Here is a 2,415-nt window from a genome sequence, read left to right on the forward strand (position 1 = left end):
TAGAAAAGATGAAAATTGCAAAGAATTTAGTTAAGGAAGGAATTTCTATCAATATTATTTTAAAAACAGTAGGCATCTCTTTAGACGAAATTCAACAAATTTAAGTAAAAAAATCAGTATCTATTAATATCTTTACTTTTTAATGAAAAAATAAGTAAAAAAGATTGAAAAATTGATTTGACTTCACTTGGAAGCTATGGCTCTATGCCAATGCTGATAAAAAAACAGCAGTAAATATTTAAAAAAAGTTTGTTGTTAGTGAAGGGTAAATTATATGAATAAAAGTAAAGAAGAAATAGAATTCAGAATATTAGAAAGCAAAGGCAAAGCACTACTTGATCGTGAAATAATGGAAACGTTTCTAAGTGCAGTACATGAAAGGCCGCAAGCTCAAGAAATTGCTAAAAATCTGGTGAATACTTATACGGGAGTAGGAAGGATTTTAGGCCGAGAAATGGATGACCTGAAAGTCATAGAAGGAGTAACTGATTCTTCAATAGCAATGATTATGTGCGTTAAGGAAACACTAGAAAGGGTACTGAGAGAAAAGCTCAAGGGAGAACCAATCATGGACTTACAAGGGCTAGTAGAATACTTGAACGTAAGTATAGGTCATGCAGAGAGGGAATGTGTAAAAATACTGTACTTGAATAAAAGGCGCCAACTAATCGGAGAAGAATCCTATATTGGTGAAATGGAAAAAGCACCAGTATACATAAAGGAAATTACAAGAAAAGCATTAATAAAGAATGCAACATTAGTAATAATGTCACACAACCATCCTGGGGGACGCTTAGAACCATCAGAAGAAGATCAAGCAGTAACAAAGAGCTTAGCAGCAGCATGTAGTACTGTAAGTGTTAGATTATTTGATCATATTATTATCACAAGTGGAGGCTATTTCAGCTTTCGAGAAAACGGATTGTTATAGTAGAAAGTATTTGCAAATCTACTCATATTAATTTATAATGAGTAATAGAATATATAAATTAAGGTTTGTATACTTAAAAAGTATTTTTAATAGTGGGGATAATATGGGTAATAAGATAATTGTACCTTTTGATGACAAAAAAGGAGGTGTTTACGAGTTAAACGTTGATCTTGATAAATTATCAAAAGGTGAGATGTTAAATGCTATTGTAGGAATTGGTCGTACTAGCCAGCAGCCTACTTTTGTAAGCAAAATTAATAAGGCTAAAAAGTCTCAAGAAATAGCACCTTTCCCTGGTAGAGAAGTTCGCGAAAACAAAATCAACTATGGGAAAGGACTTGACTACATATATGGCACAAAACCTTTAAATGATCAAGCAGAAGATTTAAATCCATTTACTTCAGCTTTGCAAAAAATAAAGCCAAGTGCAAGCGAAAGCGAAAAGTTGAGCTGGTTTAAGAGTGCTGTGGTAGAGGCAAAAAACGTAAATGAATTGCACAAAACTATAGACCAAGTACTAGCCTCAGGAGCAAGAATAAATGCATGTGATGACGGGGAATGGAGTTTTGCAGAGTATGTAGTATTAGGTACACATTTTCATAAATTTGATAAGGTTGATCGTAAAAAGGTAATACGTAAATTAATGTTAAGCGGTGCAGAGTTTCATGATACTCTACTACAGAATAAACTGATAGGTGAAATCTATAATGAGTTACAACCAGAAGTTCAGCCACAGATAGATAAGCAACTAGAAGAACTAGAAAAAGCTGGCGAAAGTGCTGTTCAGGAAGGAGAATTAATAGATATTGAGATAGATAATAAAATGCTTTTTATGGAATTCTCTGAAAATAGTAAGATAGAAGTAGCCAAAATACTGAGAGAGTTAGGAAGTAATATTTTAAAAATTGGTAATGATGCAGTTGAGGTTAAAAGTGAGAAAGGAGGTGTAAGAAACTATACCGATATGTCAAATGGCAGCTCTGTCATGTTAGAGTTTCCTACGAGCATTGGTAAGCTAAATATTGTATTGTACCAAGAGGCAGATCAGGTGCAAGTGAGAGTAGAAAATAAGGAAATGTGGGCTGAGTTAGAAAAAAGAGGCGAAGAAATAGGAAAAAACTGCCTTTTTGGGGGAGTGAAGCTTAAGGAAGTGGTAGAAAGAGGTAATTTCACTAGATGTGGCATATGGAATGAAAAGTATGCTATAAAAGAGATTAGCAATGATGAAGTATTGTCTTCATGGGTAAATAGGGTATGTGGAGGTAGTAAAGAAACCTTTAGGGAACTTTAATTCATTTATTTTAAGGTTCCAGAGTTTACTGGAGCCTTTGAGCTATAGTAGAAAATATTATATATATGGTTTTTTGCGTGGAAAAAAGTCTAGACTATGAAGTAGGGCAAAAATTGAAAAGTTGGAGGTTAGAGCGATGGTATACTCAAAAGGATTTAGCGGAGAAAATTGGTGTAAAGTACTGGGTAATACT

2 protein-coding genes and 2 pseudogenes are annotated in these 2,415 nt (G+C 33.7%); all 4 read left to right on the forward strand.

Features of this window, described 5'->3' with window-relative positions; translation table 11 throughout:
• A pseudogene (locus ACIPNH_RS01490) lies at nucleotides 1–104 on the forward strand (WO male-killing family protein Wmk); the annotation flags it as partial.
• A 170-nt stretch (nucleotides 105–274) separates the two neighbouring features.
• Nucleotides 275–931 (forward strand): JAB domain-containing protein, encoded by a 657-nt coding sequence (locus ACIPNH_RS01495; RefSeq protein ID WP_400771236.1) that lies wholly within the window; start codon nucleotides 275–277, stop codon nucleotides 929–931.
• A 103-nt stretch (nucleotides 932–1,034) separates the two neighbouring features.
• Nucleotides 1,035–2,222, forward strand: coding sequence for a hypothetical protein (locus ACIPNH_RS01500; RefSeq protein ID WP_400771238.1), 1,188 nt, complete (start codon nucleotides 1,035–1,037; stop codon nucleotides 2,220–2,222).
• Nucleotides 2,223–2,287: 65 nt separating this feature from the next.
• A pseudogene (locus tag ACIPNH_RS01505) lies at nucleotides 2,288–2,415 on the forward strand (WO male-killing family protein Wmk); the annotation flags it as partial.

It is taken from the genome of Wolbachia endosymbiont of Drosophila barbarae, from assembly GCF_044752445.1.
In the GTDB taxonomy this organism is placed as follows: domain Bacteria; phylum Pseudomonadota; class Alphaproteobacteria; order Rickettsiales; family Anaplasmataceae; genus Wolbachia; species Wolbachia pipientis.

Bases quoted from the DNA above. Each gene is read 5' to 3' on its own strand.
- ACIPNH_RS01495 (WP_400771236.1), top strand. From the start codon at position 275: ATGAATAAAAGTAAAGAAGAAATAGAATTCAGAATATTAGAAAGCAAA.
- ACIPNH_RS01500 (WP_400771238.1), top strand. From the start codon at position 1,035: ATGGGTAATAAGATAATTGTACCTTTTGATGACAAAAAAGGAGGTGTT.